Annotated in this window: 25 protein-coding genes; 7 read left to right on the top strand and 18 right to left on the bottom strand. The window is 61.3% G+C overall.

Features of this window, described 5'->3' with window-relative positions; genetic code table 11:
- The first annotated feature begins 1 nt into the window (after position 1).
- The gene (gene mltF / locus ACMGF9_RS04980; RefSeq protein ID WP_004941352.1) at positions 2 to 1,462 is read left to right on the top strand and encodes a membrane-bound lytic murein transglycosylase MltF; all 1,461 of its coding nucleotides are present in this window, start codon (positions 2 to 4) and stop codon (positions 1,460 to 1,462) included.
- Here the strand turns inward: mltF and tadA are convergent, their stop codons facing one another.
- Positions 1,463 to 1,969: a tRNA adenosine(34) deaminase TadA gene (tadA, locus tag ACMGF9_RS04975; RefSeq protein WP_015378796.1), complete on the bottom strand. Its 507-nt coding sequence runs from the start codon at positions 1,967 to 1,969 to the stop codon at positions 1,463 to 1,465.
- Positions 1,970 to 2,086: 117 nt separating this feature from the next.
- On the opposite strand from tadA, the gene ACMGF9_RS04970 reads away from it, so the two are divergent.
- Positions 2,087 to 3,139 (top strand): DUF2157 domain-containing protein, encoded by a 1,053-nt coding sequence (locus tag ACMGF9_RS04970; RefSeq protein WP_015378797.1) that lies wholly within the window; start codon positions 2,087 to 2,089, stop codon positions 3,137 to 3,139.
- Positions 3,140 to 3,184: 45 nt separating this feature from the next.
- On the opposite strand, the gene yfhb is transcribed toward ACMGF9_RS04970, so the two are convergent.
- Genes yfhb through murQ form a run of 3 tightly spaced genes read right to left on the bottom strand, consistent with a single transcriptional unit; the run spans position 3,185 to position 6,118 of the window.
- Positions 3,185 to 3,841, bottom strand: coding sequence for a phosphatidylglycerophosphatase C (gene yfhb, locus ACMGF9_RS04965; protein ID WP_021504522.1), 657 nt, complete (start codon positions 3,839 to 3,841; stop codon positions 3,185 to 3,187).
- A 3-nt stretch (positions 3,842 to 3,844) separates the two neighbouring features.
- Positions 3,845 to 5,206, bottom strand: a complete 1,362-nt coding sequence (locus ACMGF9_RS04960; protein WP_015378799.1) for a PTS transporter subunit EIIC — start codon at positions 5,204 to 5,206, stop codon at positions 3,845 to 3,847.
- Positions 5,207 to 5,224: 18 nt separating this feature from the next.
- Positions 5,225 to 6,118 carry an N-acetylmuramic acid 6-phosphate etherase gene (gene murQ, locus ACMGF9_RS04955; protein ID WP_015378800.1) on the bottom strand — a complete coding sequence of 298 codons (894 nt, stop codon included), beginning with the start codon at positions 6,116 to 6,118 and terminating at the stop codon, positions 5,225 to 5,227.
- Positions 6,119 to 6,285: 167 nt separating this feature from the next.
- Here murQ and ACMGF9_RS04950 point away from each other — a divergent pair, with 167 nt between their 5' ends.
- Together ACMGF9_RS04950 and ACMGF9_RS04945 are read left to right on the top strand one after the other, a co-directional pair.
- Entirely contained in the window at positions 6,286 to 7,134 is an 849-nt protein-coding gene (locus ACMGF9_RS04950) for a MurR/RpiR family transcriptional regulator (protein ID WP_004929178.1), read from the top strand.
- A 53-nt stretch (positions 7,135 to 7,187) separates the two neighbouring features.
- The gene (locus ACMGF9_RS04945) at positions 7,188 to 7,448 is read left to right on the top strand and encodes a YfhL family 4Fe-4S dicluster ferredoxin (protein ID WP_021504526.1); all 261 of its coding nucleotides are present in this window, start codon (positions 7,188 to 7,190) and stop codon (positions 7,446 to 7,448) included.
- A 45-nt stretch (positions 7,449 to 7,493) separates the two neighbouring features.
- On the opposite strand, the gene acpS is transcribed toward ACMGF9_RS04945, so the two are convergent.
- The 7 genes from acpS to lepA all read right to left on the bottom strand — a co-directional run bounded on the left by acpS (position 7,494) and on the right by lepA (position 14,044).
- Positions 7,494 to 7,874: a holo-ACP synthase gene (acpS, locus tag ACMGF9_RS04940; protein ID WP_004929169.1), complete on the bottom strand. Its 381-nt coding sequence runs from the start codon at positions 7,872 to 7,874 to the stop codon at positions 7,494 to 7,496.
- On the bottom strand, positions 7,874 to 8,605 hold the full coding sequence (pdxJ, locus tag ACMGF9_RS04935; RefSeq protein ID WP_004929166.1) for a pyridoxine 5'-phosphate synthase: 732 nt from the start codon (positions 8,603 to 8,605) through the stop codon (positions 7,874 to 7,876). Before pdxJ ends, acpS begins: the two co-directional genes overlap by 1 nt.
- Positions 8,606 to 8,676: 71 nt before the next feature.
- On the bottom strand, positions 8,677 to 9,408 hold the full coding sequence (recO, locus tag ACMGF9_RS04930; RefSeq protein ID WP_004929165.1) for a DNA repair protein RecO: 732 nt from the start codon (positions 9,406 to 9,408) through the stop codon (positions 8,677 to 8,679).
- Positions 9,409 to 9,414: 6 nt separating this feature from the next.
- A complete protein-coding gene (gene era, locus ACMGF9_RS04925) occupies positions 9,415 to 10,323 on the bottom strand; it encodes a GTPase Era (RefSeq protein ID WP_004929162.1) in 909 nt (302 codons plus the stop codon).
- A complete protein-coding gene (gene rnc, locus ACMGF9_RS04920) occupies positions 10,320 to 11,000 on the bottom strand; it encodes a ribonuclease III (RefSeq protein ID WP_004929158.1) in 681 nt (226 codons plus the stop codon). The genes era and rnc overlap by 4 nt, the downstream gene beginning before the upstream one ends.
- Before the next feature lie 234 nt (positions 11,001 to 11,234).
- Positions 11,235 to 12,212 (bottom strand): signal peptidase I, encoded by a 978-nt coding sequence (lepB, locus tag ACMGF9_RS04915; protein ID WP_160125873.1) that lies wholly within the window; start codon positions 12,210 to 12,212, stop codon positions 11,235 to 11,237.
- A 32-nt stretch (positions 12,213 to 12,244) separates the two neighbouring features.
- Positions 12,245 to 14,044, bottom strand: coding sequence for a translation elongation factor 4 (gene lepA, locus ACMGF9_RS04910; RefSeq protein WP_015378806.1), 1,800 nt, complete (start codon positions 14,042 to 14,044; stop codon positions 12,245 to 12,247).
- 519 nt (positions 14,045 to 14,563) lie between these two features.
- Between lepA and ACMGF9_RS04905 the strand changes: the two genes are divergently transcribed.
- Positions 14,564 to 15,400 carry a hypothetical protein gene (locus ACMGF9_RS04905; RefSeq protein WP_021504530.1) on the top strand — a complete coding sequence of 279 codons (837 nt, stop codon included), beginning with the start codon at positions 14,564 to 14,566 and terminating at the stop codon, positions 15,398 to 15,400.
- On the opposite strand, the gene rseC is transcribed toward ACMGF9_RS04905, so the two are convergent.
- The 4 genes from rseC to rpoE are packed head-to-tail and all read right to left on the bottom strand — an operon-like array spanning position 15,397 to position 18,088.
- The gene (gene rseC, locus ACMGF9_RS04900; RefSeq protein ID WP_004929144.1) at positions 15,397 to 15,873 is read right to left on the bottom strand and encodes a SoxR-reducing system protein RseC; all 477 of its coding nucleotides are present in this window, start codon (positions 15,871 to 15,873) and stop codon (positions 15,397 to 15,399) included. The genes ACMGF9_RS04905 and rseC overlap by 4 nt on opposite strands.
- Positions 15,873 to 16,829, bottom strand: coding sequence for a sigma-E factor regulatory protein RseB (rseB, locus tag ACMGF9_RS04895; protein ID WP_004929141.1), 957 nt, complete (start codon positions 16,827 to 16,829; stop codon positions 15,873 to 15,875). The genes rseC and rseB overlap by 1 nt, the downstream gene beginning before the upstream one ends.
- Positions 16,829 to 17,482, bottom strand: a complete 654-nt coding sequence (gene rseA / locus ACMGF9_RS04890) for an anti-sigma-E factor RseA (RefSeq protein ID WP_015378809.1) — start codon at positions 17,480 to 17,482, stop codon at positions 16,829 to 16,831. Before rseA ends, rseB begins: the two co-directional genes overlap by 1 nt.
- A gap of 30 nt (positions 17,483 to 17,512) precedes the next feature.
- Complete coding sequence (gene rpoE / locus ACMGF9_RS04885) at positions 17,513 to 18,088, bottom strand: RNA polymerase sigma factor RpoE (protein WP_004929136.1); 576 nt, start codon at positions 18,086 to 18,088, stop codon at positions 17,513 to 17,515.
- Positions 18,089 to 18,302: 214 nt separating this feature from the next.
- Between rpoE and nadB the strand changes: the two genes are divergently transcribed.
- The gene (gene nadB / locus ACMGF9_RS04880; protein ID WP_172574894.1) at positions 18,303 to 19,904 is read left to right on the top strand and encodes an L-aspartate oxidase; all 1,602 of its coding nucleotides are present in this window, start codon (positions 18,303 to 18,305) and stop codon (positions 19,902 to 19,904) included.
- Positions 19,905 to 19,942: 38 nt separating this feature from the next.
- Here the strand turns inward: nadB and trmN are convergent, their stop codons facing one another.
- The gene (gene trmN, locus ACMGF9_RS04875; RefSeq protein ID WP_414160568.1) at positions 19,943 to 20,722 is read right to left on the bottom strand and encodes a tRNA(1)(Val) (adenine(37)-N(6))-methyltransferase TrmN; all 780 of its coding nucleotides are present in this window, start codon (positions 20,720 to 20,722) and stop codon (positions 19,943 to 19,945) included.
- A gap of 99 nt (positions 20,723 to 20,821) precedes the next feature.
- Here trmN and srmB point away from each other — a divergent pair, with 99 nt between their 5' ends.
- The gene (gene srmB / locus ACMGF9_RS04870) at positions 20,822 to 22,147 is read left to right on the top strand and encodes an ATP-dependent RNA helicase SrmB (RefSeq protein WP_015378813.1); all 1,326 of its coding nucleotides are present in this window, start codon (positions 20,822 to 20,824) and stop codon (positions 22,145 to 22,147) included.
- A 52-nt stretch (positions 22,148 to 22,199) separates the two neighbouring features.
- On the opposite strand, the gene ACMGF9_RS04865 is transcribed toward srmB, so the two are convergent.
- Both ACMGF9_RS04865 and ACMGF9_RS04860 read right to left on the bottom strand, forming a co-directional pair.
- Positions 22,200 to 22,955 (bottom strand): ankyrin repeat domain-containing protein, encoded by a 756-nt coding sequence (locus ACMGF9_RS04865; protein ID WP_021504955.1) that lies wholly within the window; start codon positions 22,953 to 22,955, stop codon positions 22,200 to 22,202.
- The gene (locus ACMGF9_RS04860; protein WP_414160567.1) at positions 22,948 to 23,913 is read right to left on the bottom strand and encodes a phospholipase; all 966 of its coding nucleotides are present in this window, start codon (positions 23,911 to 23,913) and stop codon (positions 22,948 to 22,950) included. The genes ACMGF9_RS04865 and ACMGF9_RS04860 overlap by 8 nt, the downstream gene beginning before the upstream one ends.
- Positions 23,914 to 24,015: the final 102 nt, after the last annotated feature.

The following is a 24,015-nucleotide window of genomic DNA, read 5'->3' as shown; positions in this document are numbered from 1 at the left end:
TTTGAAACGTCTTAAAATAAACTACATCCTCATCGGCGTTGTCACTCTGCTTCTGGCTCTCGCGCTGTGGCCCAACATCACCTGGCGCAGCGGCCAGGGCGGGCAACTCCAGGAGATCATTTCCCGCGGCGAGTTGCGTATCAGCACGCTGAATTCACCGCTGACCTATTTCAACACCAAGCAAGGGCCGGGTGGGCTCGACTACGAACTGGCCAAGCGCTTCGCCAACTACCTCGGGGTAAAACTGGTGGTGATCCCCCATCAGAACATCAATGACCTGTTCGACGATCTGGACGACGACGACGCCGACCTGCTGGCGGCGGGCCTGATCTACAACCAGGAGCGCCTCAGCCGCGCGCGCACCGGCCCGGCCTACTACTCCGTTTCCCAACAGCTGGTGTACCGGCTGGGCACCCCGCGGCCGAAAAGCTTCGCCGACATCAAAGGCAAGCTGGCGGTCGCCTCCGGTTCCGCGCACGTCAGCACGCTAAAGCAGCTCAAACAGGATAAATACCCGGATCTCGCCTGGGAGTCCTCCAGCGATCTCACCTCCAAAGAACTGCTGGAGCGGGTGGCCGACGGCAAGCTGGACTATACCCTCGGCGATTCGGTGACCATCGCGCTGCTGCAGCGCATCCATCCGCAGCTGGCGGTGGCGTTCGACGTCACCGACGAAGAGCCGGTCACCTGGTACCTCAAACGCGACGGCGACGACAGCCTGTACGCGGCGATGCTGGATTTCTACAGTCAGATGGTGGACGACGGCACCCTGGCGCGGCTGGAAGAGAAATACCTCGGCCACGTCGGCAGCTTCGACTATGTGGACACCAAAACCTTCCTGTCGGCCATCGATTCGGTGCTGCCCAACTTCCGCCCGTTGTTCGAGAAGCACGCCAACGAGATCGACTGGAAGCTGCTGGCGGCCATCGCCTATCAGGAATCGCACTGGAATCCGCAGGCCACTTCCCCCACCGGCGTGCGCGGCCTGATGATGCTGACCCGCGCCACCGCCGACGGCCTGGGGGTCAACGATCGCCTCGATCCGGAAGAGAGCATTCAGGGCGGCGCCCTGTACCTGCAGCGGCTGATGGCCAAGGTGCCGGACAGCGTGCCGGAAGACGAGCGCATCTGGTTCTCGCTGGCGGCCTACAACATGGGGTGGGGCCATATGCTGGACGCGCGCAAGCTGACCAAGACGCAAAAAGGCAACCCGGACAGCTGGGTCGACGTCAAACAGCGCCTGCCGATGCTCAGCCAAAAGCGCTACTACCCGCAGCTGACCTACGGCTATGCGCGCGGGCGTGAAGCCTACAACTATGTAGAAAACATCCGCCGCTATCAGGTCAGCCTGGTGGGCTATCTGCAGGAAAAAGAGAGAAAGGCGGCGCAAGCGGCCGCCGAGCAGGAAGCGTTGGGGAAAGGCTACCCGACGGTGATGCCGGAACTGGCGCTCAACTACTGATTATTCCGGCTTATCCGCCGCCCGCTGCGCCAGCCTGAGCGCTTTTTTCTGTTCGCGGCGCAGGCGGAAGAAATTGCTCAGGGTGGCGGCGCATTCGTCCGCCAGCACGCCCGAGACGATCTCCACCTGATGGTTCATGCCCGGATGGCGCAAAATGTCCACCAGCGAGCCGGCCGCGCCGGTTTTCTCGTCGGCGGCGCCGTACACCAACCGGCGGATGCGGCTGTGCACCATCGCGCCGGCGCACATCACGCAGGGCTCCAGCGTGACGTACAGCGTGGCGTTCAGCAGGCGATAGTTTTGCAGCACCGCGCCGCCCTGGCGCAGCGCCATGATCTCGGCGTGTGCGGTAGGATCGTGGCGGCCGATCGGCCGGTTCCAGCCCTCGCCGATGACCTGATTGTCCAGCACCAGCAGCGCACCCACCGGCACCTCGCCCTCTTCCTGCGCGCGCAGGGCCAGCTGCAATGCCTGACGCATCCAGTACTCATCGTTATATTCAGTCATCGCATAATTCCTCGTGCGCTTTTGCGGCGGGCATTATACACACTAGCCTCCCTTTGTCGTAGCCGCCCGCCAATGGCTATACTGGCCGAATCGGCCGATGATTCAGGGACAAGAAGCATGAAACTCAGTAAAAAGAACGCCGTCGTGGTGCGCAAGGCGCTGGACGGTTGGGTTGGGGAAGGCGCCATGACGCCCGAACAACGGCAGCAACTGCTGCAGCATGTGGACGTGCAACCTTTCGACTGGCGGCGACTGGCGCGCTATGCGTTTCTCGCCGCGCTGGCCTCGCTGCTGATCGCCGTCACCAGCCTGTTCGCCGACAGCGAACTGCTTGCATGGCTGAGCGAACTGTTCCGCTTCGACGCGCCGGTGCGCATGGCGATCGCCGGCGTACTGGCGGCGCTGGCCTACGTTTGGGCGCTGCGTCGTCGTCAACGCCATCCGGAAAAACGCTACGGCAATGAGGCGGCGCTGTTTGTCGCCGTGTTGCTCACCGCCTGCGCCTTATGGCAACTGGGCGTCTGGCTGGATAACGGCAGCGGGCGGGTTTCCGTGCTGCTGCTGGTCGCCGCGCTGCTGTACGGCGCGATCGGCTGGTTCAGCCGCTCCGGGCTGGTATGGTGGTTCGCCCTGCTGTCGCTCGGCAATGCCTTCGGCGCCGAGACCGGCTACCTGTCCGGCTGGGGCGCCTACTGGCTCGGCATGAGCTACCCGATTCGCTTTATCGCCTTCGGCGGGGTGCTGATCGCCGCCGCATTGCTGCTGCGGCCGCTCTTGGCGCAGCGCGGCCTGCAGCGGGTGTCGCTGGCGATGGGCCTGCTGTACCTGTTCATCGCGCTGTGGCTGCTGTCCATCTTCGGCAACTACGGCGATCTCGACAGCTGGTACCGCGCGCGCCAGATTGAGCTGTTCCACTGGAGCCTGCTGTTCGGGCTGGCCGCCCTCGTCGCCATCTGGCTGGGGTTGAAGCATGACGACGCCATGCTGCGCGGTTTCGGGCTGACCTTCCTCGGCATCAACCTCTATACCCGCCTGTTCGAGTTTTTCTGGGACAGCATGCCGAAAACGATTTTCTTCGCGCTGCTCGGCCTGAGCCTGTGGGCGTTGGGGCATTATGCGGAAAAGATTTGGCAGCTCGGGCGCAAACCACACGACGTAACCGACGACTGATCGCGGCAGCGATAACAGCAAAGGGCGGAATTCTCCGCCCTTTGTTTATTCCAGCTGCTGCAGCTCGCCCTGCTTGCTCACCCGCCAGCGGTGCTCGCAAAAGAACAGCAGTGGATTATCCTGCTTGCTGTCGCTGTAACCGCTGTACAGCTTCAGCGGCGCGCCGAGCCGCTGTTCCAGCTGCACCACTTTCTGCGCCCCCAGGCAGCGCAGGGTCAAGACCCAACCGCCGCAGCGGCGCGTGATGCGGCTGCCGATCAACCGCACCCGCGGCAGAAACGCCGAATCCCGATACACCTGCTCCACCAGTTGCTCCGGCGAGCCGGTAATCAGCCACACTTCGGCATCGTGCTCCTCCAGATACTGCCGCAGCCGCATTTGCACCACCGGAAACGCGGTCACCTTCTGGCGGAAAGCCTCGATAAACTGCCGCTCCAGCGCCTTCAGCGTCGCTTCAGAACGCCCGAAAGTAATCGCCCACAGCAGCTGGCTCATCGGCCAGCGCGCGGCGCGCCCCAGCAGCAGCAGCGCCAACCCGATCGGCGGCAGCAGCGGTATTACCAGCAGCAGGTTCAGCGGTAGGCGGCGCAGCAGAAAGCGCAAGAAACTGCCGAACATATCCTCCTGATGCAGAGTGCCGTCCAGATCGAAAAAGACCACGCGGCGCCCTGCTGCGGCCGACGGTTGCTGCTTGTCGTTCAAACGCTACTCCTCGGGATCGTCGAACCCCATCATCCAGGTGAAGAGAAAACCGGCGATAATCGTAATCAGCATCCCCGCCAGATACAACATCACCTTACCTGAGACGATGGTCAACGCCAAAGGCAGCCCCGAAATGCCGAAGGTAATCACCGTCGCCACCTTCCAGTAGCTGATCAGCGCACCGCCGACCGCCCCGCCAAGGCAGGCGCCGATAAACGGCCGGCCCAGCGGCAGCGTCACCCCGAAGATCAGCGGCTCGCCGATGCCGAGAATGCCGACCGGCAACGCCCCTTTGATCACCTTCTTCAGCCGCGCGTTGCGGGTTTTTAGCAGCACCGCCAGCGCCGCCCCCACCTGACCGACGCCGGCCATCGCCAGGATCGGCAACAGCGGATTGGAACCGTGCGCCTGCACCAGCTCGACGTGGATCGGCACCAGCCCCTGGTGCAAGCCGGAGAGCACCAGCGGCAGGAACAGCCCGGAGAGCAGCGCCCCCACCAGCAGCCCGCCCTTGTCGATCGCCAGATTGGCGCCGTGGGCGATGGCATCGGAAATGGCGCCACCGATCGGCTGCAGGATCAGGATCGCCAACGAGGCGGTGACCAGCGTGGTCAGCAGCGGATTGAGGATCAGTTCGACCGACTCCGGCAGCAGCGTGCGCAGGCGTTTCTCCACCCAGCACATCAACGCCACCACCAGCAGCACGGCGATCACCCCGCCGCGCCCCGGCTGCAGCGCCTCGCCGAACAGGGTGATCTGCGCCAGCGCCGGACTGGAAAGAATGCCGGCCATCACGCCGCCCATCGCCTGTGAGCCGCCGAATACCCGCGCGGCGTTCACCCCGACCAGAATGTTCATAATGGCGAATACCGCGCTGCCGAAGATCGCCAGCAGCCCCAGCGCGTTCGGGTAGTCCAACGCCAGCTGTCCGGCGATGTCGGGCCGCTTCAGCAGGTTGATGATGCCGGTGATCAGCCCCGAGGCGATAAACGCCGGGATCAGCGGAATAAAAACGTCGGCCAGCTTTTTCAGCGCGCCGCTCATCGGCGCAGCGTATTTTTGCTTGGCCTGCGCCTTGGTGCGGGCGGCGTCACCAACGGCGGGCTGCGCGCTGCCGCTCAGCAAGGCGCGCATGACGTCCACCACCTTGGCGGCGGCGCCCGGACCGACGATAAACTGATGCTGTTCACCCTGTTTGATATAGCCCTTCACCCCCGGCAGCTGCTTGAGGGCCGCCAGATCCAGGCGCTGCTCATCGCTGACCTCGACGCGCACCCGCGTCATGCAGTTTTCCAGTTTGAGGATATTGCCCTCGCCCCCCACGCCCGCCAGGATCTGTGTCGCCAATGCCGTTGTCTTGTCCATCGCCGCCCCCACCGTAAATTAACGCGCCAGCGCCGCGCGCAGGTAGCCATCGTGCCGCTGCAGCCGCTGCTGCGCCTCTTCGGCGCTGACGCCGGCTAAAATCATCAGGATCGCCGGTTTGACCTCAAAGCCGGTCTGCGCCAACGCCGCCTCCGCCTGAGCGCGTTCGGCGCCGGTGGCCTCCATCACGATGCGGCAGGCGCGATCCACCAGTTTGACGTTGGTGGCCTTCACGTCCACCATCAGGTTCTGGTAGACCTTGCCCAGTTTGACCATCGCACCGGTCGACAGCATGTTGAGTACCAGTTTCTGCGCGGTGCCGGATTTCAGGCGCGTTGAGCCGGTCAGCGCCTCCGGCCCCACCACCGGCGAAATCGCCACCTGTGCTTCGTGCGCAATCGGCGAATCCGGGTTACAGGAGATGGCCGCCGTCGGGCAGCCCAGCCCGCGCGCATAGCGCAGTGCGCCGATCACGTAGGGCGTACGCCCCGAGGCCGCCAGCCCTACCACCATATCAACGGCGGTGAGGTTCAGCGCCCGGAGATCGGCTTCACCCAGGGCCTCGTCATCTTCCGCCCCCTCCACCGCTTTGAGCAGCGCGCCCGGCCCGCCGGCGATTAGCCCCACCACCACGCCGTGCGGCACGCCGAAGGTCGGCGGACACTCGGAGGCGTCCAATACGCCCAGGCGGCCGCTGGTGCCGGCGCCCAAATAAATCAACCGCCCACCGGCCTTCAGCGCCGCCGCGGCCAAATCGACCGCCTGCGCGATCGCCGGCAACACCTGTTCAATCGCCTCCGGCACCTTGCGGTCTTCCTGGTTAAAGCAACGGACCATGTCCAGCGTCGACATTTCATCCAGCCCCATGGTGGCCGGGTTACGGGTTTCCGATACCAGTGCGCCTAAGTTCATCTGTTCACCTTTGAATTTTTAATTCACAAAATTAAATCAATATTTGAATATTTTATTCAACAAAGCGAGCGCTATTTGCTATTTTAACGGTGAGCTCACAAAAATTTTCACCGCGCGTTTTCGCCCTCTGCATGGCAAAATGGCCGCTGGTTTCCAGGGAAAGAACAATGAGTACCCTTCTGCGCATTCGCCAGATGTATCCGACACTGGCGCAAAACGACCGCAAGCTGGCGGACTTTCTGCTGAATAACGCCGAGCAGGCGCGCCATCTCAGCTCGCAAAAGCTGGCTCAGTTGGCCGGCATCAGCCAGTCGAGCGTGGTGAAGTTCGCCCAAAAGCTGGGCTATAAAGGTTTTCCAGCGCTGAAGCTGGCGCTGAGCGAGACGCTGGCCCAACCGCAGGCCGAGCCAGTGGTGACCGTTCACAACCACATTCTCAGCAGCGATACGCTGAAAATCGTCGGTGAAAAGCTGCTGGCGGAAAAGCAGGCGGCGCTGCGCGCGACGCTCGACATCAACAGCGAAGAGCGGCTGCACCAGGCGCTGGACATGCTGCGCCAGGCGCGCCGGGTGATGCTGATCGGCATCGGCGCCTCCGGGCTGGTGGCCAAGGATTTTTCCTTCAAGCTGCTGAAAATTGGCGTGATGGCGGTGGCCGAAGCGGATATGCACGTCCAGCTGGCGGCGGTGCAGGCGCTGGACAAACGCGATCTGCTGCTGGCTATCTCCTTCAGCGGCGAGCGGCGTGAAATCAATCTGGCGGCGGAAGAAGCGCGCCAGGCCGGCGCCAGGGTGCTGGCGCTGACCAGCTTCTCGCCCAACGGCCTGCAGCAACGCGCGGACCACTGCCTCTATACCATCGCCGAAGAACCCCACACCCGCAGCGCGGCCATCTCCTCCAGCACGGCCCAGTTCGCCCTTACCGACCTGCTGTTTATGGCGCTGATCCAGCACGACCTTGATCATGCCCGCGATCGCATCAAACACAGCGAACAATTGATGAAAAAGTTGGTTTAACCGGTATAATCGCCGCTGCGAAAAATACCCCTGTTAATAATGAGAGATACGTCATGGCCCTGCTAATCACACGCAAATGCATCAACTGCGACATGTGCGAGCCGGAATGCCCGAACCAGGCAATTTCGATGGGCGATGAGATCTACCAGATCGATACCGAGCGCTGCACCGAGTGCGTTGGCCATTATGATACGCCGACCTGTCAGCAGGTTTGCCCTATCGACAACACCATCATCACCGATCCGCAGCATCGTGAGACCAACGAACAGCTGTGGGACAAGTTCGTGGTGTTGCACCACGCCGATCGCATTTAATCCGCCGCAGGACTGACAAGGGCGCCATAGGCGCCCTTTCTATTTTCAGCTTTCGACGATCACCGTCGCACAGGCATAGCGCCGTTCGTCGGCCAGCGAAACGTGGATCGCGGTGACCCCCATCTCCCCCGCCAGCTCGGCGGCGCGGCCGTGCAAACGAATATTCGGTTTGCCCAACGCATCGTTGAACACCTCGAACTGGTTGAACGCCAGGCCGTTGCGAATGCCGGTGCCGAACGCCTTGGCGGCGGCCTCTTTCACCGCGAAACGCTTGGCCAGAAAGCGAATCGGCTGCTGGTGCTGCTGATACAGCGCCCACTCGGCGTCGCTCAGCACGCGGCGCGCCAGACGATCGCCACTGCGCTCCACCACCGCCTCGATACGCGCCATCTCGACGATGTCGGTACCCAGCCCGAGCACCGCCATTACCGGCGCGCTTCCCGCATCAGCACTTTCATGTCGGCAACCGCGGCCGGCAGCCCGCTCATCACCGCCTGGCCGATAATCGCATGGCCGATGTTCAGCTCGTGCATTTCCGGCAGCGCGGCGATCGGCTGCACGTTATGGTAGGTCAGGCCGTGGCCGGCGTTGACCTTCAGCCCCTTCTCGGCCGCGTAGGCGGCGGCGACCGCGATGCGGTGCAGCTCGGCCTGTACCGCCAGCTCGCCCTGCGCTTCCGCATAGGCGCCGGTGTGGATTTCGATATAAGGGGCGCCCACCGCCACCGCCGCGTCGATCTGGCGATGATCGGGATCGATGAACAGCGAAACCAGAATGCCCGCCTGCGCCAGGCGCTCGACCGCCACGCTCATTTTGTCCAGCTGGCCGGCGACGTCCAGGCCGCCTTCGGTGGTCACTTCCTCGCGTTTTTCCGGTACCAGGCAGCAAAAATGCGGCTGCAGCTCAATGGCGATGTCCAGCATCTCGTCGGTCACCGCCATCTCCAGGTTCATGCGCGTCTGGATGGTCTGGCGCAGCAAGCGCACGTCGCGGTCGGTGATGTGGCGGCGATCTTCGCGCAGATGCACGGTAATGCCGTCGGCCCCCGCCTGTTCGGCAATGAATGCCGCCTGAACCGGATCCGGGTATTGGGTTCCGCGCGCGTTACGTAACGTGGCGATGTGATCGATATTGACGCCCAGCAGCAAATCAGCCATGACAACCTCTAAATACGATTTTCAGTGCCAGCAGTTTACACGCGGGCGCAGGGCGGCAAAAGGGGAAAAGGTCAGGCGTCGTCAACCGGCGTATTCGGCTGTTTGCGCACGAACTGGCGGAACAGTTCGCGGCTCTTCAACGGTTTGCCGCCGAGGTAGGGTTTCAGCGCCATGCGGGTGAAACGCTTGGCGGCGCGCAGCGTCTCGGCATCGGGAAACTGCCGCTCCGCCAGCGCGCGCAGTTCACGCCCGGTGAAGCTGTAGTGATCCACCACCAGGCTGGCGATAAAGCCTTTCTCTTCGCGGTAACGGTAGGTCATGGCGTCATCCACCGGCAGGCCGCTGCCAGCGCAGTGCAGAAAATCGAGGCCGTAGCCGAGATGATGCAACAAGGCCAGCTCAAACTGGCGCAGCGCCTGTTCCGGTGAACTGTCTTCCGCCGCCAGCGCCTGCAGGCATTGCAAGTAGTCGAAGAACAGCACCGAGTAGTTGGTTTCCTGCTCCAGCACGCGCGCCAGCAGTTCGTTCACGTACAGGCCGCTGTAAAGCATCATGCCGCTGAGGGGTAAACCGAGAGAGACCGCTTCGGCGTTGCGCAGCGTTTTCACTTCGCCGCGGCCGCCCCAGCGCACTAACAGGGGGGTAAAGGGCTGCAGGCAACCCTTTAGATTGGAGCGGCGGCTGCGCGCGCCTTTCGCCAGCAAGCGCACCCGCCCATGACCTTCGGTAAACAGATCCAGCATCAGACTGGTTTCACTGTACGGCCGCCCATGCAGGACGAAAGCGCGCTCCCAGCCGTCCACGGATCGTTACTTCAGATCGTCAACATAGCCCAGGCTGCGCAGCGCACGTTCGTCGTCCGCCCAACCGGATTTCACTTTCACCCACAGCTCGAGATGCACTTTGGCGTCGAACATCTGTTCCATGTCCTGACGCGCTTCGATGCCGATGGTTTTGATCTTGGCGCCCTTGTTGCCGATGACCATTTTCTTCTGGCCTTCGCGCTCGACCAGGATCAGGCCGTGCACATCGTAGCCGCCGCGATCGTTAGCCACAAACTGTTCGATTTCTACCGTCACCGAATACGGCAGCTCTTCACCCAGGAAACGCATCAGCTTCTCGCGGATGATTTCGGACGCCATAAAGCGCTGGGAGCGATCGGTGATGTAATCTTCCGGGAAGTGGTGTTCCGCTTCCGGCAGCAGCTTGCGCACGATGCCGGCGATGGTGTCGACGTTCATCCCTTTCTCGGCGGAGATAGGCACCACGTCGAGGAAGTTCATCTGCTGGCTGAGGAACGCGATGTGCGGCAACAGCTTGGATTTGTCGGTAACGTTATCGACCTTGTTGATCGCCAGCAATACCGGGCAACGCAGGCTGCGCAGCTTGTTGACCACCATTTCGTCGTCGGCGGTCCAGTTGGTGCCTTCGACCACGAAGATCACCAGCTCAACGTCGCCGATCGAGCTGCTGGCCGCACGATTCATCAAACGGTTGATGGCGCGTTTTTCTTCGATGTGCAGCCCGGGGGTATCGACGTAGATCGCCTGATAGGCGCCATCGGTGTCGATGCCCATGATGCGGTGACGGGTCGTCTGCGGCTTACGCGACGTAATGGAAACCTTCTGCCCCAGCAGTTGGTTCAGCAACGTCGATTTGCCCACGTTTGGGCGGCCGACGATGGCGATAAACCCGCAGTGTTGTTTTACTTCGCTCATTCAAGCTCCAGCTTTTTCAGCGCTTGTTCCGCTGCCGCCTGCTCGGCTTTACGGCGGCTCGAGCCGGTGCCCACCACGGGCTCGCTCAAACCACTCACCTGGCAGTGGATGGTAAACTCCTGGTCGTGCGCTTCACCGCGAACCTGCACCACCAAATAAGAAGGCAACGGCAGATGACGCCCCTGCAAAAATTCCTGCAAACGGGTTTTCGGGTCTTTCTGCTTATCACCGGGGCTGATTTCGTCCAACCGGCTGCGATACCAGTCCAAAATCAGGCGCTCGACGGTCTGGATGTCGCTGTCCAGGAACACGCCGCCGATCAATGCCTCCACCGTATCCGCCAGGATTGACTCGCGGCGGAACCCACCACTTTTCAATTCGCCCGGCCCAAGCCGCAGACATTCGCCCAGGTCAAACTCGCGCGCCATCTCCGCCAGCGTGTTGCCGCGCACCAGCGTGGCGCGCATGCGGCTCATGTCGCCCTCGTCTACGCGAGGAAAACGGTGATAGAGCGCATTGGCGATGACAAAGCTCAGAATCGAGTCACCCAGAAACTCAAGACGTTCATTGTGTTTACTGCTGGCGCTGCGGTGAGTCAAAGCCTGCAGTAAAAGCTCCTGCTGTTGAAAAGTGTAGCCCAGCTTCCGCTGCAGCCTGTTTATTACGATGGGGTTCATGAGTTACCAATAGATCAAGAATGCGTCAAAAACTTGCAGCACACGGAACAGGCCTGCTTCGCCGAAAGCCGATCCAAAGCTGTTTCGTTTGCAGTGGCTCCCAGCAGGAGCCAACTTTTATCGCTCGAGAAGGTATTCTACAACGAGTGGAAACATAATGCTGTGTTTATATCCTCTTAATCTTTCACGCCGCAGTAGGCTGCGGCGTGAAATTGACAGGGAATAAATCAGCGATTAATGAATGCCGCCGATCCGGCTGAAACGCACGCCGGTAGGCCACTCGCCTTCCTGTTTTTCAAAGCTCATCCAGATGGCCGTGGCTTTGCCCACCAGATTCTTCTCCGGCACAAAGCCCCAGTAACGGCTGTCCGCGCTGTTGTCACGGTTGTCGCCCATCATGAAGTAATGCCCGGCCGGCACCACCCACTCCGCCAACGGTTTGCCCGGCTGTTGGTAGTAAGCGCCCACCCGATCCTGCGCGTCCGGCACGGTCAGGATGCGGTGCGTGACGTTGCCGAGGCTTTCCTGGCGCTCACGCATGCGAATGCCGCCCGACGGCACGCTATCGTTCAGCGGGATCTGGTAGAAGCCGTTGCTGGCCTCGCCCATGCCGCTGCGGCTGAACAGCTGCACGAAGTCGCTCGGCTGCGCATCGGCGTAGGTCACGGCCAGCGCGGTATCACAGGACTGCCCGCTGTTGCAGGACGGCTGCACCGTGACGCGCTTATTCACCGGATCGTAAGTAATACGGTCGCCCGGCAGGCCAATCACGCGCTTGATATAATCCAGTTTCGGATCCAGCGGATATTTAAATACCGCAATATCACCACGCTTCGGATGGCCGGTTTCAATGAGCGTCGTCTGGGTAATCGGATCTTTAATGCCGTAGGCATATTTCTCCACCAGAATGAAATCGCCAATCAACAGCGTCGGCATCATTGAGCCGGACGGGATCTGGAACGGTTCGTAAATAAACGAACGCACCACAAACACCAGCAGCAACACCGGGAAGACCGATGCGCCGGTCTCCACCCAGCCTGGCTGCTTCGCCACTTTCGCCAGCGTTTTATCGTCTACGGCGCCCGCGGTCTGCTCGTTGACCGCCGCAATCTTCGCGCGGCGGGCCGGCGCCCATTTAAAGCGCTCGAAGCACCAGATGATCCCGGTGACCAGGGTGGCCAACGCCAGGATCAGGGCAAACATATTCGCCATGCAAACTCCCTCGTTTCGCGAACTCGTCGCGGTTACTTGCCGTCTTTACCGACGTGCAGAATGGCCAGGAACGCTTCCTGCGGCAGCTCGACGTTGCCGACCTGCTTCATGCGCTTCTTACCGTCTTTCTGCTTCTGCAGCAGCTTTTTCTTACGGCTGACGTCACCGCCGTAGCATTTCGCCAGCACGTTTTTACGCAGCTGCTTCACGGTGGAGCGCGCGATGATGTGCGTGCCGATCGCCGCCTGAATCGCGATGTCGAACTGCTGACGCGGGATCAGATCTTTCATCTTCTCCACCAATTCACGGCCGCGGTACTGCGAGTTGTCGCGGTGAGTGATCAACGCCAGCGCATCCACGCGCTCGTTGTTGATCAGCACGTCCACGCGCACCATGTCGGAGGCCTGGAAGCGCTTGAAGTTGTAATCCAGCGACGCATAACCGCGCGACGTGGACTTCAGGCGGTCGAAGAAGTCGAGCACCACTTCCGCCATCGGGATTTCATAAGTCAGCGCCACCTGGTTGCCGTGGTAGACCATGTTGGTCTGCACGCCGCGCTTCTCAACGCACAGGGTGATGACGTTGCCCAGGTATTCCTGCGGCATCAGCATGTGACATTCGGCGATCGGCTCGCGCAGTTCCTGGATGTTGTTCAACGGCGGCAGCTTGGATGGGCTGTCGACGTAGATCACTTCCTTGCCGGTGGTTTCCACTTCATAGACTACCGTCGGCGCGGTGGTGATCAGATCCAGATCGTATTCACGCTCCAGACGCTCCTGAATGATCTCCATGTGCAGCAGACCGAGGAAGCCGCAGCGGAAGCCGAAGCCCAACGCGGTGGAGCTCTCCGGTTCGTAGAACAGGGAGGCGTCGTTAAGGCTCAGCTTGCCCAGCGCATCGCGGAAAGATTCATAGTCGTCGGAGCTGATCGGGAACAGACCGGCGTACACCTGCGGCTTCACTTTCTTGAAGCCCGGCAACGCTTTATCCGCCGGCTGACGCGCCTGCGTCAGGGTATCGCCCACCGGCGCGCCGAGGATGTCTTTGATCGCACAGACCAGCCAGCCCACTTCGCCGCAGTTCAGCACGTCGCGATCGACCTGCTTCGGCGTGAAGATGCCCAAACGATCGGCGTTATACACCTGGCCGGTGCTCATGACCTTGATCTTGTCGCCCTTGCGCAGCGTGCCGTTCTTGACGCGCACCAGCGACACGACGCCCAGGTAATTATCGAACCAGGAGTCGATGATCAGCGCCTGCAGCGGCGCATCCGGATCGCCCTGCGGCGCAGGAATGTCGCGCACCAGGCGCTCCAGCACGTCGGGCACGCCGACGCCGGTTTTGGCCGAGCAGCGCACGGCATCGGTGGCGTCGATGCCGACGATGTCTTCGATTTCCTGCGCGGCGCGATCCGGATCGGCGGCCGGCAGGTCGATTTTATTCAACACCGGTACCACTTCCAGATCCATTTCGATCGCGGTGTAGCAGTTGGCCAGCGTCTGGGCTTCTACGCCCTGGCCGGCATCCACCACCAGCAGCGCGCCTTCGCAGGCCGCCAGCGAGCGGGAAACTTCATAGGAGAAGTCAACGTGGCCGGGAGTGTCGATAAAGTTAAGCTGATAGGTCTGCCCATCCTGCGCTTTATAATCCAGCGTCACGCTCTGCGCCTTGATGGTGATGCCGCGCTCGCGCTCCAGATCCATGGAATCGAGCACCTGCGCAGCCATTTCACGGTCGGTCAAGCCACCGCAGATTTGGATAATGCGGTCAGACAGCGTCGACTTACCGTGGTCAATATGGGCAATAATGGAGAAATTTCGTATATGCTTCATTATAAAAGTTTTTCTGCCTTGGTATTTCTGAATTACTCGCCTATAGAAACCCGCATGGACCTAAAGCGACAGTGAATGGGTGAGGCCGTCTTGCACCTGAATCGCTGCATTCTACATGCCACACCACTGAAAACCTAGCGATCGGTGCAGTGAAGGCATTCTATTATGCGCCGCTAAATGTTACAGGGCGCCCCGGCGGGTGAAAACAGATGTTAACGCGGACGATGCGGCCTGAACCCAAGGCTTGCCGGTGCTTCGTGGCCGTCAAACTTCGGCGCTAATACATAACCGGCCACAGCGCAATAAACCCTCTCCGAAATTATAAAAAAAGAATATTTGGATCAACCTCTTAGAATTCCATTTTGCCCCACTTCCTTTAGGAAAAACCCCATATACGCCACCACCGTCCCTCGGATAGAAAGGGCATGAGCTCCGCGACAAAACATTATTCAGGGCACTACATCGGCAGCCCACCGGGGTTCACCAGCATATCTGCGTACGTTGATTGGAAGGTGCATTATGATCGATAAAGGGCAAATGCTGAGCCGGCACGATTTTTCAAAGGTCAACTGGGGCATACTGGCGGCGGCGGCGCTGCTGTTTAGCGTGGGGGCGGCGCTGTTGGTGCTGCCGCTGCTGAGCAACATTGACGAGAGCCAGGTCATCACGCTGTTGCAAGCCGGCGCGGGCACGATTTTACTCGGCTGTACGCTGCTGGCGCTGCGGCATTATCTGCGTCCGACGCTGACCTATCGTCTGTACGAGCACGGCGTGCGGGTCTTTGACAGCCACCATCACAAAGAGCGTTTCATCCCGTTTGAGAAGATCGGCGACATCTATCGCTTTCGCGGCGGCCAGGCTTTTGGCGGGCTGTTTGACGTTACGGCGTTCCGCGCCGGTGCAGATCAGCCTTGGTGCACGGTTTTCAGCAACGTCGCCCACTCGTGGCGATTGGCGGACGTGATCGTCGACCAACAGCTGCAGCAGCGCGGGCCGCTGGCGTTGAATGCGCTCTATCAGGGGGGAACGGTGTCGTTTCACACCATAGAGGGCGACGCGCGCTGGCTGTGGCAGTTGCTGCTCGGCAAGCAGCAAGGCACGCCGACCGAAACGCTGCGGCTGAGCGCCACCCTGCTGACGACGGAACGGGGAAACGTGCCTATCGAACAGATCCGCGCGTTGGAAAATCATCCGCAGCGCGGCATCCGCTTATTCGACGGCCAGGGAAATGTGCTGTTCGCGATTAACTACGATTCGCTGCTCAGCGCCGATCTATTCATCGCGCTGTTGGAGCATATGATCCACAACCGCATCCCCGCCTATCACAACCCGGCGATGACGCGGCCATCGGTTTAAATCAGCGGGGAGTTTTCCGCCTGCATGCGCATCGCGGTAGGCGGCAACCCAATTTGCAGCACCACCGGCTGGTAATCGGCCTGTTCGCCCAGACGTCGGGCCAAGCGGCGAGCCAGCATAAAGGCCGCACCGCCGCCCAACACGGCGCCGACTGCCGCCGAGGCGTCGCTGCCGAAACAATATTGCAGCAGCGTGCCGCCCAGCATCATACCCAGCAGCGGCGTCAGGTAAACCAGCATGGCGGAGCGCAGCAGGCTGCCTTCCGCGATGCCGACCTCGACGCGCTGCCCAGGTTCGAGCGGCTGATCGATATGTACCTGCAGCTGATGCTCGGTTTCCGGCACCAGCTCGTTCAGCGCACGCGCGCCACAGCCGGAGCGCGCGGTGCAGCTGCCGCAGCCGGCCTTGGGTTCACAACGCAGCAGCGCTACGCCCTGTTGCCACGAAACCACCGTGGCCCACTCTTTCATCATTACGGCGATACCTTGAAAGAAATGCTGTCGGCGATGCGCTTGGCCGTCGCCGGCGGCAATTCGCCCACAATCGTGATTTCGTTGCCCGCGCGCACTTCGGTCTGAATGGTGCGGCGCCCCTGACGGTAGTACTGCTGCCCGGCTCCGCTGCCCGCCGGGCTGACGTTGACCGAGAAGCTGAACAGGCCGTCGCTGTAGAGCCGGGATTCCACCGGCACGGCGACGTTCGGCAATTTGCGGCGATTGCGCGCCACCTCGTCCACGCCGGCCGGCAGCCAGCCGGTGCTCCAGCTGAGCTGGACATTTTCCACCGCCGGCAGCGACAGCAGCGGCGGCAGGTTGGCCTTGAGCAGTCCTTGCATCGCGCCCTGCACCTCGGCGCCGACCGCGAAGGAGATCACCCGATATTGCTCCAGCGTTTCGCCGTCGCGATCGAGCAAATCCACCCGCAGCGGCAGCTTGGTGTCTTCGTCCATCCAGACGATGTAGCTGTAGCGGGAACCGTCGCGCGCCACCACGCGCAGCACTTCACACGGCCGATCGGCGATGCGGGTGCTGCCCACGGAGATGAAGTCGTAATACTTCGCCAGACGGGTGAAATCGGCATAAACGATCGCCGGCAGCGCGTCGACGATGTGATCGCCAGTGAGCGTGAACGGCTCCAGACCGGGTTCGAAGTAGCTGATCCCGCCGCCGCGCTGCAACACTTCGCGGCGCGGGCCATCCATATGCAGCAGCTGGCCGAGCGGCACGTTGCCGATCACCGCATGGCGATAGCGCAACGACTCGATTCCCTGCTTGCTGACGCTGATGTAGGCGAGCTCGTAATTGAGAGAACGGCTGGCGCTGCTCATCTGTTGCAATAACGCCCCGGACGCAGTTGGCTGCGCCGGGGCGATGCTGGAATAGAGCAGGCTGCCCGTCAATAAACAAACGGAGAACCAGATTTGCTTCATTACTGCTGTTGCATTCCTAAAGACTGAGTTCCGGGAACCTGAATGGCAGCCTGTTGCGGGTTGCCTTGCTCAAGCTGCAGCTGATCCGAATGCAGGCGACGTTGCAGTTCATAGTCCTGCAGCATGGCGTTGATACGCTTGCGCTGTTCCTGCACCTGCTGCTGTTGGCCGCTGCCGGTGGAGAAACTGTCGGCAGGAACGCCCAGGCTGACCGGCGAGGCCTGCCCCATGATCGGCAGCGTGGTGAAGGCCGGCGATTCGGACGCGTTCGATGTCGCAGAAGGCTGGTTGTAGTGCTGCACGCCGACGATCACCGCCAGCGACACGCAGGCCGCCATGCCGATTTGCGTAATCTGGCTCGCCCAAGGACGCACTTTGTCCCAGAACGGCATTTTCTGCCAGGTGTGAGGCTGCGGCTGAGATTCCTGAACGGCGGAAGGCACCAGCCGGGCGGGTTCTTTCTCAAGTGCAGCGGCGACGCGATCGGCGATGTCGAGATGCATCACTTGTCCGACATCACCTCGCAGTGTGTCACGTATCAGGTGATAGCTCTGCCAGCTTTGTTGAAGCGTTCGATCTTGCGACAGAGAACTCAACAGCTCGCTGTCGAACGATTCACCATCCATCAGAGCGGAAAGCTTTTCTTTCTGCATGCCTAAGTACCCTTCCTGTGCCCGCCATTGCTAACGCTGGATCAGCGGTTGAACTTTATTATCGATAGCTTCCCGGGCGCGGAAAATACGCGAACGTACGGTTCCGACCGGGCAATCCATGATGGCGGCTATTTCTTCGTAGCTTAGACCATCCAACTCCCGCAGGGTAATCGCCATGCGAAGATCCTCAGGGAGAGACTCAATGGTACGGAAAACTATCTGTCTCAGCTCTTCTGACAACATTAAGTTCTCAGGGTTCGAAATTTCTTTCAGTGCGCCCGCACTTTCGTAATTTTCCGCATCGTTGGCGTCCACATCACTGGATGGCGGACGGCGCCCCTGAGCAACCAGATAATTCTTTGCCGTGTTCACGGCGATTCGATACAACCAGGTATAAAAAGCGCTGTCGCCACGGAACGATTCCAGTGCGCGATAGGCCTTGATAAACGACTCCTGCACCACATCGGGCACATCGCCCTGCGGCACATAGCGGGAAACGAGACTCGCCACCTTATGCTGATAGCGCACTACCAGTAGGTTAAACGACTTCTGGTCGCCCTTTTGGACCCGCTCGACCAGAACTTGATCCGTTAACTGCTCGCTCATCCGAGGTAAACTCTCCCCAAATCCGTCTCCACGCGTAAAATTGTACTGCCAGCCATACATTATTTTCCTGAGCAAGCACTCGCTTGGAGTTCATATAGAACACGAAGTTCCATATCGCCATTGTTTTTTCTGTTGATGTCACCCTATCCGTGGCTTTTGCCCGGACAGTTAGGCTAACATGAAATTCACTCTTCTTCTGCACACATCATACGTTATGCAACCATCATCTGAACATGTTAGCGATGTACTGATCGTCGGCAGCGGCGCTGCGGGCCTGTCACTGGCGCTGCGCCTGGCGCAGCATTGCAAGGTTACCGTTCTCAGCAAGGGGCCGCTCAGCGAGGGAGCCACCTTTTACGCCCAGGGCGGGATCGCCGCGGTGTTCGATGAGACGGACAGCATTGCCTCACACGTTGATGACACTTTGATTGCCGGCGCCGGCCTGTGCGACAAAGAGGCCGTCGAATTCATCGCCGGCAACGCGCGCCACTGCGTGCAATGGCTGATCGATCAGGGCGTGCTGTTCGACACCGAGGTCAACGCGCAGGGCGAGGAGCATTATCACCTCACGCGCGAAGGCGGCCACAGCCATCGCCGCATCCTGCACGCCGCAGACGCTACCGGTAAGGAAGTAGAGACCACGCTGGTAGGGAAAGCAAGCGCTCACCCCAATATTTGCGTGATGGAACGCCGCAACGCGGTTGACCTTATTACCTCGAACAAAATCGGCCTGCCGGGCACCCGCCGAGTGGTGGGCGCTTACGTCTGGAACCGCGAGCTGGAGCGGGTGGAAACCTTCCGCGCCAAAACGGTGGTGCTGGCCACCGGCGGCGCGGCCAAGGTATACCAATACACCACCAACCCGGACATCTCCTCCGGCGACGGCATCGCCATGGCCTGGCGCGCCGGCTGCCGGGTCGCCAACCTGGAGTTCAACCAGTTCCACCCGACCTGCCTGTTTCACCCGCAGGCGCGCAACTTCCTGCTGACCGAAGCGCTGCGCGGCGAAGGCGCCTACCTGAAACGCCCGGACGGCAGCCGCTTTATGCCGGATTTCGACCCGCGCGGCGAACTGGCCCCGCGCGACATCGTCGCCCGCGCCATCGACCATGAAATGAAGCGCCTGGGCGCCGACTGCATGTACCTGGACATCAGCCACAAGCCGGCGGCGTTCATCACCCAGCACTTCCCGATGATCCACGAAAAGCTGCTGACGCTGGGCTTCGATCTGACCCGGCAACCGATCCCTATCGTCCCGGCGGCGCACTACACCTGCGGCGGCGTGATGGTCGATCAGCACGGCCGCACCGATCTCGACGGGCTGTACGCCATCGGCGAGGTCAGCTACACCGGCCTGCACGGCGCCAATCGCATGGCGTCGAATTCGCTGCTGGAGTGCCTGGTTTACGGTTGGTCGGCGGCGGAAGACATTCTGCAGCGCCTGCCCTTCATCCGGCAGGCCAAACAGGTGCCGCACTGGGATGAAAGCCGGGTGGACGATGCGGACGAACGGGTGGTGATCCAGCACAACTGGCACGAGCTACGGCTGTTCATGTGGGATTACGTCGGCATCGTGCGCACCACCAAGCGCCTTGAGCGCGCCCTGCGCCGCATCAATACGCTGCAGGCGGAAATCGACGAGTACTACGCTCACTTCCGCATCTCCAACAACCTGCTGGAGCTGCGCAATCTGGTGCAGGTGGCCGAGCTTATCGTGCGCAGCGCCATGGCGCGCAAAGAGAGCCGCGGCCTGCACTACACGCTGGACTACCCGGATTTGCTGCCGGAAGCGCTGCCGACCATTTTGCAGCCTTAAACTCTGCGACAGAGCGCCTTATCGGCGCCCTTTTCTTTTTAGTAGAACAGGTAGAAGTCGGTGATCAACCGGCGGAAATCGTCGGTATAGCTGCCGTCGGCCTGTTTGATCGCCAGCGCCTGCTCCCGCAGCGGCGTTTCCTTACGCGTCAGCGCCAGCAACACCCGGTGCCGCGGCGTATCGGCCCGATCGCTGACGTTCACTTTCGCCGCCGTGTGCCAACCGCTTTGCTGCGCCAGGCGTTCGAATTCGGTGCCGATGTCGTGCGGCAGCACCACGCAGAACGTACCCTGTTCCGCCAGCAGCTGTACTGCACAGGCCAACAGCGCGTCGTGCGTTAAGGTTTCGGTGTAGCGCGCGTTGTGGCGCGCCTGATCGCGGCAGGCCACCGCCGGCTCAAAATAAGGCGGATTGCTGACGATCAGATCATACTCAGCGGCATGCTGCTGCGCATAATGATGAATATCCTGCGCATGCACGCGGATGCGCTGCGGCCACGGCGATTCCGCCGCGTTTTCGCGCGCCTGGCCGGCGGCGGCTTCGTCCAGTTCCACCGCGTCGACGGTCACCTCGTCGCCGCTGCGCTGCGCCAGCATCAGCGCGATCAGCCCGCTGCCGCTGCCGATGTCCAGCACCCGGCGCGCCTGCCCCACCGGCGCCCAGGCGCCGAGCAACACCCCGTCGGTGCCCACTTTCATGGCGCAACGATCGTGGGCGACAAAGAATTGTTTAAAGGTAAACCCCCCGCGACGCGGGGTAAAATCGGCTTTCGATCGCTTGCTCACACTCACCACCTGGCTATAAAACTGGCGTAGCATAAGGCAATCTGATCGGCGGGAAAAGAGCGGCTTTCCGCTTAAATAGGTGAAGATCGCGGCCAACCCGTCTATAATCGGCGCCCCAAGTAGAGGTAGACCATGACAGCAACCACTTTTTCCGAACTCGAACTCGATGATCGCCTGATCGACGCGCTGCGCGACAAAGGCTACGATCGCCCCACTGCCATTCAGGCCGCTGCGATCCCGCCGGCGATGGACGGGCGCGACGTCTTAGGTTCGGCTCCGACCGGCACCGGCAAAACCGCCGCCTTCCTGCTGCCCGTGTTGCAGCACCTGCTGGACTTTCCACGCAAGAAATCCGGCCCGCCGCGCGTGCTGATCCTGACGCCAACGCGTGAACTGGCGATGCAGGTCGCCGACCAGGCGCGTGAATTGGCTGCTCATACCTCGCTGGATATCGCCACCATCACCGGCGGCGTCGCTTACATGAACCACGCGGAAGTGTTCAGCGAAAACCAGGACGTGGTGGTCGCCACCACCGGCCGCTTGCTGCAATACATTAAAGAAGAGAACTTCGACTGCCGCGCGGTGGAAACCCTGATCCTCGACGAAGCCGACCGCATGCTCGACATGGGCTTCGCGCAGGACATCGAAACCATCTCCGCCGAAACCCGCTGGCGCAACCAGACGCTGCTGTTCTCCGCCACGCTGGAAGGCGAAGCGATCCGCGAATTCGCCGAGCGCATCCTGAAAGAGCCGGTGGAAGTGGAAGCCGACCCGTCGCGCCGCGAACGCAAAAAAATCCTGCAGTGGTACTACCGCGCCGATGACGTGCAGCACAAAACCGCGCTGCTGATCCACCTGCTGAAACAGCCGGACGTGCAAAAATCGGTGATCTTCGTGCGCAAGCGCGAGCGCGTGCACGAGCTGGCCACCTGGCTGCGCGAAGCGGGCATCAATACCTGCTATCTCGAAGGCGAAATGGTGCAGGCCAAACGCAACGAAGCGGTCAAACGCATGATGGATGGCCGGGTTAACGTGCTGGTAGCCACCGACGTTGCCGCGCGCGGCCTGGATATCCTCGATATCACCCACGTATTCAACTTCGACATGCCGCGCACGGCGGATACCTACCTGCACCGCATCGGCCGTACCGGCCGCGCCGGGCGCAAAGGCACCGCCATTTCACTGGTGGAAGCGCACGACCATCTGCTGCTGGGCAAAGTGGGCCGTTACCTGAACGAGCCGCTGAAAGCGCGCGTGATCGACGAACTGCGGCCGAAAACCAAGGTGCCAAACGAGAAGAGCAACGGTAAACCGTCGAAGAAAGTGCTGGCCAAACGCGCGGAAGAAAAAGCGAAAAGCAAAGAAAAAGCCAACAAGGTGAAAGTGCGCCATCGCGACGCCAAAAACGTCGGCAAACGCCGTCAGGCGAAGGCCAAACCGGCCGGCGACGCGCAATAACCGCCACTGTTCAAGAAAAAACCGCCTTTACAGGCGGTTTTTTTATGGGCGTTTACTGCTGCGCGTAATGCGTGGCCAGGCGGTGCCCCTGCAGCCATTTATCCAGCTCGCGGAACTGCGCCTTCAGCTCGTCATTCTGCAAATGCGCCGGCGTTTGCGAGAAATAAAACTGGAACGCAAAACCCTGCTGATTGCGCGCCCGGGCATCGGCCCCGGCCTGCAACAGCAACAGCGCCAGATGCGGCGCATTAATCTTCGCCGCCAGATGCAGCGGGGTATCCCCCAGCCGATCGCTCAGGGTGGTGTCCGCCCCGGCCGCCAGCAGCAGCCGCAGTTGCTCCTCACGCCCGGCCAGCACCGCCGCCGCGAGCGGTGTGGCGCCGGTAACGGCATTGCGCACGTTCACCTGCTTAACCTTGGCCAGCAGCAACCGCAAGTACTGCGCATCGTGCAATATCGCTGCGGTGTGCAGCGCACTGTTGCCGTCCAGCCCCGCCGCCGCCGCATCGGCGCCGAGATCCAGCAACGCTTGCACGCTGGCCGGCTGTTGCGAAAGCACCGCCCACTGCAACAGCGTGACCTGCCGATCGCCCCGTTCGCGCAAGCGCTCCTGTGTGGCCTGCGCACCGATGCCCTGCGTATCGCCGCGCGCCACCGCCTGAGCCAGCGCCTGGTTGCTGCGGCCGTCAAACGGTGAAATCTCCTGCCCCATCTGTTGCTCCTTAGCCATCATCAGTAAACCGGTCACCGCGACCAGCGCCAGTAAGGCTATCGCCAGCGCCCGCCGCAAGCGACGCCCTTCAGGCATTGGCCTTCGCCTCCCACGGCTTTTGTTCCGCCATCGAGCTTATCACCTTGTCGATGCCGTGCGCCGTCAGGCTGCGATCGAGATGTTTGCTCGGCCGCCAGTCATCGATACCGGTCAGGGTATCGCTGTTGGCCAGGGTGATGTTGTGGCCAATGGCGTCCGGGATCAGCGAAGTCGACTCCTGGGTGCTGGTCAGCATGTCATATTGCTCGCTGTAACGACGGATGCCGCCGGCTTCGGCATCTTTCTTCGCCGCCGTCGGATCGATACCCAGGCGATTCAGGGTGTAATCCGACACCCCGGCCGCATTGAAGGTGACCGCGACGGTGCCGGTCGCTAGCGCCGCCGTAGCCGCCAGACCGCCGCCGAGCGAATGGCCGGCGATCACCAGCGCATCGCCGAAGGCCGCCTTGGCGCTTTTGGCGGCGGCAACTGCCTGATTGTACTGCACATCATCATAACCCGTCGCCTGCCGCACGTTGCTCAGCCAGTCGCGCCAGTCGTTGGTGCCGGCGAACGCCAACACATACTGCTTGTCGTTGCTGTAAACCCCGGCCTGGAAACCGCTGCCCGCGTCGTGCAGGCTGGCGGGATCGATGCCGAAACCGAGCAGCGCGCTGTCGCTCAGACGGTTGAACCCGGCGGCGCCCTGGCCGTTCAGCGAGTAAACGTCCTTAGCCAACAGCGCCAACGCATAATCGCCCTCTTGCGATTGCTGCCCCCGGGTCACGCCCGGCACTGCCGCCGCCGCCGTCGGCGCCGCTGCGGAGAGATCGCCGACCAACGTATTCAACAGATTCTGCGCATTGAGCGTGTTCTGAGAGGGGGTGGCCACCGGCGCGGGATTTGCCGGCGCGGCTGCGGGCTGCGCCGCCGGTGCCGTCTCGGCGATGGCGCGAGGTGTAGGGATCGCGGCCACCGGGGATACTGCAGAGGTAAAACTTAAAGGCATACTCATGCCGACTCCTTGTCGATAGACTTTTTATTGAGCACCTGAATAGGTACTGACTTAGCTATCGGCAGGTCGGATGAGTTCTGTATCAGGAATGCTTAACTTTGT

Origin of the sequence: Serratia sp. BNK-23 (genome assembly GCF_047456145.1) — a bacterium.
In the GTDB taxonomy this organism is placed as follows: Bacteria; Pseudomonadota; Gammaproteobacteria; order Enterobacterales; family Enterobacteriaceae; genus Serratia; species Serratia nematodiphila.
Note: the sequence above shows the minus strand (reverse complement) of the source record. Positions and strands in the feature narration are given on the sequence as shown.

Bases quoted from the DNA above. Each gene is read 5' to 3' on its own strand.
- rnc (WP_004929158.1), bottom strand. From the start codon at position 11,000: ATGAACCCCATCGTAATAAACAGGCTGCAGCGGAAGCTGGGCTACACT.
- rseC (WP_004929144.1), bottom strand. From the start codon at position 15,873: ATGATGAAAGAGTGGGCCACGGTGGTTTCGTGGCAACAGGGCGTAGCG.
- rpoE (WP_004929136.1), bottom strand. From the start codon at position 18,088: ATGAGCGAGCAGTTAACGGATCAAGTTCTGGTCGAGCGGGTCCAAAAG.
- ACMGF9_RS04945 (WP_021504526.1), top strand. From the start codon at position 7,188: ATGGCCCTGCTAATCACACGCAAATGCATCAACTGCGACATGTGCGAG.
- ACMGF9_RS04860 (WP_414160567.1), bottom strand. From the start codon at position 23,913: ATGAGTATGCCTTTAAGTTTTACCTCTGCAGTATCCCCGGTGGCCGCG.
- ACMGF9_RS04950 (WP_004929178.1), top strand. From the start codon at position 6,286: ATGAGTACCCTTCTGCGCATTCGCCAGATGTATCCGACACTGGCGCAA.
- tadA (WP_015378796.1), bottom strand. From the start codon at position 1,969: ATGACTGAATATAACGATGAGTACTGGATGCGTCAGGCATTGCAGCTG.
- nadB (WP_172574894.1), top strand. From the start codon at position 18,303: ATGCAACCATCATCTGAACATGTTAGCGATGTACTGATCGTCGGCAGC.
- rseA (WP_015378809.1), bottom strand. From the start codon at position 17,482: ATGCAGAAAGAAAAGCTTTCCGCTCTGATGGATGGTGAATCGTTCGAC.
- rseB (WP_004929141.1), bottom strand. From the start codon at position 16,829: ATGAAGCAAATCTGGTTCTCCGTTTGTTTATTGACGGGCAGCCTGCTC.
- lepA (WP_015378806.1), bottom strand. From the start codon at position 14,044: ATGAAGCATATACGAAATTTCTCCATTATTGCCCATATTGACCACGGT.
- ACMGF9_RS04905 (WP_021504530.1), top strand. From the start codon at position 14,564: ATGATCGATAAAGGGCAAATGCTGAGCCGGCACGATTTTTCAAAGGTC.
- pdxJ (WP_004929166.1), bottom strand. From the start codon at position 8,605: ATGGCTGATTTGCTGCTGGGCGTCAATATCGATCACATCGCCACGTTA.
- trmN (WP_414160568.1), bottom strand. From the start codon at position 20,722: ATGCTACGCCAGTTTTATAGCCAGGTGGTGAGTGTGAGCAAGCGATCG.
- murQ (WP_015378800.1), bottom strand. From the start codon at position 6,118: ATGAACTTAGGCGCACTGGTATCGGAAACCCGTAACCCGGCCACCATG.
- acpS (WP_004929169.1), bottom strand. From the start codon at position 7,874: ATGGCGGTGCTCGGGCTGGGTACCGACATCGTCGAGATGGCGCGTATC.
- era (WP_004929162.1), bottom strand. From the start codon at position 10,323: ATGAGCGAAGTAAAACAACACTGCGGGTTTATCGCCATCGTCGGCCGC.
- ACMGF9_RS04970 (WP_015378797.1), top strand. From the start codon at position 2,087: ATGAAACTCAGTAAAAAGAACGCCGTCGTGGTGCGCAAGGCGCTGGAC.
- ACMGF9_RS04960 (WP_015378799.1), bottom strand. From the start codon at position 5,206: ATGGACAAGACAACGGCATTGGCGACACAGATCCTGGCGGGCGTGGGG.
- lepB (WP_160125873.1), bottom strand. From the start codon at position 12,212: ATGGCGAATATGTTTGCCCTGATCCTGGCGTTGGCCACCCTGGTCACC.
- ACMGF9_RS04865 (WP_021504955.1), bottom strand. From the start codon at position 22,955: ATGCCTGAAGGGCGTCGCTTGCGGCGGGCGCTGGCGATAGCCTTACTG.
- srmB (WP_015378813.1), top strand. From the start codon at position 20,822: ATGACAGCAACCACTTTTTCCGAACTCGAACTCGATGATCGCCTGATC.